The 6,320-nt window shown below is 54.4% G+C and carries 5 protein-coding genes; 1 reads left to right on the top strand and 4 read right to left on the bottom strand.

The genetic code is table 11. From position 1 onward, the window contains the following. Positions 1 to 298 precede the first annotated feature (298 nt). The 4 genes from NTU47_04730 to NTU47_04715 all read right to left on the bottom strand — a co-directional run bounded on the left by NTU47_04730 (position 299) and on the right by NTU47_04715 (position 4,910). The gene (locus tag NTU47_04730; GenBank protein ID MCX6133103.1) at positions 299 to 1,573 is read right to left on the bottom strand and encodes an MFS transporter; all 1,275 of its coding nucleotides are present in this window, start codon (positions 1,571 to 1,573) and stop codon (positions 299 to 301) included. Between the two features lie 312 nt (positions 1,574 to 1,885). Continuing rightward, entirely contained in the window at positions 1,886 to 3,151 is a 1,266-nt protein-coding gene (locus NTU47_04725; GenBank protein ID MCX6133102.1) for an MFS transporter, read from the bottom strand. A 203-nt stretch (positions 3,152 to 3,354) separates the two neighbouring features. Continuing rightward, positions 3,355 to 3,525, bottom strand: coding sequence for a hypothetical protein (locus tag NTU47_04720; GenBank protein ID MCX6133101.1), 171 nt, complete (start codon positions 3,523 to 3,525; stop codon positions 3,355 to 3,357). Beyond that, complete coding sequence (locus tag NTU47_04715; GenBank protein ID MCX6133100.1) at positions 3,522 to 4,910, bottom strand: hypothetical protein; 1,389 nt, start codon at positions 4,908 to 4,910, stop codon at positions 3,522 to 3,524. Before NTU47_04715 ends, NTU47_04720 begins: the two co-directional genes overlap by 4 nt. A gap of 216 nt (positions 4,911 to 5,126) precedes the next feature. Here NTU47_04715 and NTU47_04710 point away from each other — a divergent pair, with 216 nt between their 5' ends. Next, positions 5,127 to 6,314 carry an iron-containing alcohol dehydrogenase gene (locus NTU47_04710; protein ID MCX6133099.1) on the top strand — a complete coding sequence of 396 codons (1,188 nt, stop codon included), beginning with the start codon at positions 5,127 to 5,129 and terminating at the stop codon, positions 6,312 to 6,314. The last annotated feature ends 6 nt before the right edge of the window (positions 6,315 to 6,320 follow it).

The raw sequence follows: 6,320 nt of genomic DNA, 5'->3' as shown, positions 1-6,320 counted from the left end.
TCCTGCGTCAGAGAAAAATCACCCTGGAAGGTACTACCAACTTCAAATCGATTACAACGGAAAATTCGTCTAACGAATAAATGTCAAAGAACTTACACGCTTACTTCCTGCCCTTAATTGGACAGTAGTGATTGTCGATTGCCGAATGTCGATTGAAAAGCCGGTCCGGGAACGGGTCGGCTCTTTTTATTTATTGGCGCCGGGCAAATTGCCAATCGACAATTAGAAAGCCGATCCTGATAGGGTCGGCTTTTGTGTTTTAGAAGATGATCTTGCTTGTTTGCCGATATCCCCGCACCTATTCGTCGAGTCGTCGCGTGTTGGTTTCAGCCATCGGCCACATGATGGCCAAGCCGATCAGGCTATACGTCATGATGTAGTACGCAGGAGCCATCGGGTGGCCCAGTGTTTCGATGAGCCACGACGACACGAGCGGCGCTGTACCGCCTGCGAGTGCAAGCGTGAGGCTGTATGCGAGGCTCATGGATGTCACGCGGGACCGGAGGGGAAAGATCTCCACGACCATCGCGCCCTGCAGCCCGAGCGCCATCCCAATCGGTATGGCAACAAGAACCTGCCCGAAGACAAATCCCAACGGTTCACCATACAGCATGAGATGCAGTGCGGGGTAGATTAACGCCATCACTGCGACAGTGAGCGTCATCATCAGTTTACGGCGCCCGACCTTGTCCGACAGCCATCCTCCCAACGGCTTCGAGATTAGTACCACGAACAACGTGATCGTGTTTGCCAGCAAAAATAGCTCGCCGCTTTCGATGGCCATGCTCTTTCGCCGTTCGACGGCGTAGGTAAACGTCAGGTAGTATGCCGCATTCGTCATCGCCACGATGCCGAACGTCTGAAGGATCGGCAGCCGGTCGGCGATGAGTGAGGGGAGAAGCTTGGGGCGGATCGAACGCGCTTTCTCTCCCTCGGCCGTTTCAATGATACCCCGCCGGAGCAGGTAGCCAGCGACCAGGAACACCACACTTCCGATGAATGGTATGCGCCAACCCCATGACGTGACCTGGTCGGGAGGCAGAGCCGAGTTGACCAGCCATGCTGTTCCCGACCCAAGGATGAATCCAATCGTTGTGCCGGCAGCAGTCGAGCTGCTCACGAGTCCGCGCATCAAAGGCGATGAACCTTCGGTAGTATAGACCATCGAGCCGGTGAATTCACCTCCAAGCGAGAACCCTTGTATCAGCCGCATCGTGAGCAGGAGAAGCGGTGCGGCCACGCCGATCTGTGCGTACGTTGGAAGCAATCCAAGCACGAGTGTAGCGATGCCCATCATTGAGATCGAGAGCGTGAGCAGGGCTCGCCTGCCGACGCGATCACCAACCCATCCCAGGACGAGACTGCCTGCGGGGCGTGCCAGGAAACCGAGTGCGAACGTACCGAAGGTCAGGAACTGCTGAGTGGAATGGTCCGATTGCGTAAAGAACTGCTTGCCGATGTCGCTGGCGAAGTAGCCGTAGACTGCAAAATCGAACCACTCGAGCACGTTGCCGATGAGTCCGGCGAGCGCAGTGCGCAAAGCCGACTGGGTGGGCATTGGTGTGTCTGCCATTTGTTCCTCGCATGAAGTACGTTATCCAGCCGATGGACACCACCCCGGGTGGTTGTCTCCTCGTGACGATGCGCGAAGGTACCATCGAGTTGATGGAAAAGAATCTGGATTGCAGATAAGTAGAATGTTGCAAAAGAAATGCGCTATAAGGTCAAACGGAAGATAGATGAATTCAGAAAGAAGGGCAAGCAGGAGACCGGAAGGATGTGAGTGTTGACAGGGAGGAAATTTTGAAAAAGCGATACGGTTACACATTCGTTGAACATACCAATGAACCCATCCCTATTAGGGGGATGAGAGTGAGGCAATCGCTCAGTGCGATGCCGTTGTTGGTTGCACCTTCAAGAGTTCTTTCGACTTCGAAAAGACCCACGCCACAATTGCGAGAGTTGTCACGGCCCCAAAGACGGCAGAAGGCACCGTTCCCATCAATCGAGCTGCGAAGCCGGATTCGAAAGCGCCAAGTTCGTTGGAGGAGGAAATGAAGATCCCACTGACAGCCATAACCCTTCCGCGCATGTTGTCAGGTGTCATCAACTGAAGAATGGTCTGCCGGATTACGACGCTGATGCTGTCGAACGCCCCGCTCATAAACAACGCCAGGACCGATAACATCATCCAAGGCGAAACGGCGAAAACAAGAATCCAGACTCCGAATCCGGATGTTGCGATCAGCAGATTGCGCCACGGGTGCTTGATGACGGAGAACCGCGCCAACGCGATCACGGTGACGATTGCGCCTGCGGATGAGGCGGCCCGGAGTATGCCCAGTCCGCCTGCCCCAACATGAAGAATGTCCTCGGCATAGATGGGCAGGATCGCTACCACACCGCCAAACAGTACCGAGAGCATATCGAGTGAAATCGAATAGAAAATGATCTTGGTTCTGTGGGCGAACCGAACACCTTCCATGACGCTGCTGATAATGCTGGACTCGTTCGGTTCGGGTGGAACAGGCTTGTCGCCAATGCGGCTGAAGAAATACCAACTGATTGCAAGGAGCACAACGACAAACAACAGCGTTCCCGAAAGTCCGACTACGAGATAGGAAAAGCCGGACAAAGAAGGCCCAACCACGGATGCGACTTGCCAGGATGATGTGCTCCACTTCGTCGCATTCTCGTAGAGTGAGGGCGGCACCAAAAAAGCCCGGAGTGCTGAGACGGCTGGAGCCCGGAATGCACGACATACGCCGATGAAGAAAATGACGAGATAGAACATCGCAATGAGTGCATCAGATGACAGTCGGTGAGCCTCCGCTGCATTAACGCAGACACACAAGCCCGCCGTGGCAAAAGTCACCAGGACAACAGTCCAGAGAATTATTGTGCGTTTGCTGAGTCGATCAGCGACATGCCCGCCGAACAGAGAAAGCGAGATGAACGGGATGGCAGCAGCCAAACCGGTGAGCCCGAGTGCAAGCGGATCCCGCGTTATTCTGTAAAGCTCATATGCGATCACCACCTCCTGGACGAGAAGGGCAATATTGTGAATGGTCGACGCTGCGATATATGCCCGGAATTCAGGATATCGCAAAGCAGCATAGGCGTCCGAAGCGCGAGGAGAGCCAGTTGTCATTGACGTCGACGTTGATCGTTCATGGATTCAGAAATTGAGTAGGTTGATTGCATTCACGGGCGGCGTCTAGATTCTCACAGCAGCAGGGAAGAAACAAGTGGATGCCAACAAGCGCGTGAGATTCAGCTGAGTACGCGGCGGCACGGCGGTTTGCTGAGATCGGGCCGTTGGCAGAGAGAACTTGGTATCCGAAAGAAAACAAACTACATTTGTTTCCGCGATTGCCATGTCGCTGCAATGAACCACACGATCATCCCTGCGGTCATGAGGTTCGCATGCGTCTGCCACTCGAGTCGCCCCATCGCCACAAGCACTGAAGGCACAAATGTCAGGATCAGCCCTACCGCAGCGGTAACATTCAGAATTATCTTCATTGCAGCCTCCCGTCAGCAGGACGTTGATCTCTTTTTTGTTGGATGGCACTCAAGACGACAAAGAGCGCTACCGCAATAAACCATCCCGGCAAGGCAATGAAGTAGATTTCGTACGGAAGAGCGAATGCTACGACGAGGGTTCCTAGCCACGCGACCAACGCCGGCCAGGACAGCCCGAGGGAACGAGACGAAGCGTATTGATTTTTCAATCCCAATCTCGGCAGCAACCAATAGTCCGCCACAATGACTGCCCCCATGGGCATGAGCAGCAGGCCGTACAACGCGACGAAGTCGAGCAGTTTCATCATCAATGCAGGGAAAAGTGCAGCAAGAGTCGTCACGACTCCGGCGACGAGCGTAACCTTCCATCGTTTCCAGTCGGGAGTGGCAACTTGGAAGGCAAGTCCCGCTCGGTAGAGTGTCGGATTGGCCGTGGTCCATCCGGCGATTACGACAGAGACAGCACCGGCAATTCCTGCTCCCATGTAGGCAATCGGGCCCGGGGCAACACTTCCTGCCGCGGCCGCACAAAGGATACTCGACGACGTCCATGCCACAAAATGACCCAGGAACATCCCTGTTGCGGGGGCAAATCCGTACTGCCACTTCTTCGCGTAACGGAGGAGGGACATATCGGACATCCCAATGTGCATAGCCAGGTTACAGAACCACGCGAAGAACATCACATGCCAGAATGAGAATTTCGTCTGGCCCGCAAAGGGAACGCCTGTCCAGATCTTCTCTTTCGCGACTCTCCACACATCGTCCATCGATTGCACTCCGAGCGTCGGAAGAACAGCAATCGCACCGGCCACAAACACCAGAATCATCCATGGCGACGCGACGCTGGCGAACCTGGACATTTTCTCAAACCCAAGGATGGCGAGCGCGGTGACAGCGCCTCCGACGAGGAGGACGACAACAACCCACTCAATGCTGTTCGGGTACACATCTGAAAGGGTCGGCATTGTCATGTTGAACGGCAGACCAATGGCCGTGGCCGATACGGAGATCATCGAGCCCGCGAGAAAGCAAAACATCACGGCGTTGACGATACTGTAGACAGCCGTGAGTTTTGGCCCGGCGATGCTCCGCAGGTGCCAATACAATGTCAGCCGTGTCCGCACGGCAATAGGGGCCGTCACAAACGCCCAGCTCAAAACAGCCAGTGTGTTTCCGAGGAGAAGTCCCAGGAAGAAATCGCTTGCCGTGACGCCGTGCGCTACGAAGAGGGGCCCAATCACATATTCGGTGCCGGCGATATGTTCTCCTGCGAACAACCCGAGAAAGTTGCCGATACCTTGGAGACTTCTTTCGTGAACGGGTTCGCGGTCGAACTCGTAGAGAGCGTCGAGTTTTTGGGTGATCGAAGGGTTGGTGTTCATTGCGGTGCGGTGGTCTTTGTTGATGAAACAGGCCGGAGAACTTCCGTTGAAGGTAATCGACTTTACATTGAAACGCAATCAGTAAGGCTCTGCGGACCTCCTGCGATGATGGAGAAACCAATCGCCTTGGTCCGAAGAAGTCAAGGCCATGCAAAGTAAGAAGTTAATGCTTACATTATCCGTCAATCAACAATTGAAACAAACTAAGAGCGCAGAATGAAAACGAATTTTGACTGCTTCATGCCGACAAGAATCATCTTCGGGCCCGGACGCCTGAAAGAACTGGCGACAATGCCGCATCTACCCGGGAAGAAAGCTCTGATTGTGATCGGTGCCGGACAATCAATGAGAAAACACGGCCACCTGGATCGCGCTATCGGATATTTGAAACAGAACGGCGTCGAGTCTGTGGTCTACGACAAGATTCTCCCAAACCCGCTTGTAGAGCACGTGATGGAAGGAGCGAGGGTTGCCCGGGATAACAACTGTGACTTCATCATCGGCCTTGGAGGAGGAAGCACCATGGACTCCTCAAAGAGTATTGCCATCATGGCAGCGAATCCGGGTCACTATTGGGACTATATTCATGGCGGCAGCGGCAAGGGGAAGCCTGTCCCGAATCGGCCGTTACCCATTGTCACCATCACAACGACCGCAGGGACCGGTACTGAAGCTGATCCATGGACCGTCATCACCAAGAGCGATACGAAGGAAAAAATCGGGTTTGGATTCGATGGGACGTTTCCAGTTCTGTCCATCGTAGATCCGGAACTGATGCTCACAGTACCGCCGGACTTCACAGCCTACCAGGGAATGGACGCTTTCTTCCATGCAGTCGAAGGATATCTTGCGACAGTTCACCAACCTGCCGGAGATGCGTACGCGTTGATGGCTGTCAGTGGAATTGCACGTTTCCTGCCCCTGGCAGTGAAAGACGGCAAGAACCTTGAGGCGCGCACTGAGGTTGCATGGGCCAATACCGCCGCAGGCATGGTCGAGTCGCTTTCTTCCTGCATTTCACATCATTCAATGGAACACGCCGCAAGTGCATTTCATCCCGAATTGCCGCACGGCGCGGGATTGACAGCTCTTTCCGTTTCGTACTTTTCGTTCATGGCAAAGAAATGTCCCGAACGATTCCCCGCTCTTGCCGCCACAATGGGGGAGAACATTGATACACTCCGGACAGCGGAAGAACGGGCCATGGCGTTTATTACTGCGCTGAAGAAGCTGATCGCGAACGTCGGGCTGCAGGATCTCCGCCTGAGCCGGTTCGGCGTGACGAAAGCGGAAATCCCGTCAATGGCGAAGAACGCGATCGATACGATGGGAGGGTTGTTTAAGGTCGATCCGTATACACTCTCGTTCGACGACGTTGTCGTGATTTACGAGGGATGCTTCTAAGCCGCT

Source organism: Ignavibacteriales bacterium, assembly GCA_026390595.1.
GTDB lineage: Bacteria > Bacteroidota > Ignavibacteria > UBA10030 > UBA10030 > UBA9647.
This window is presented reverse-complemented; position numbering and strand designations above follow the sequence as displayed.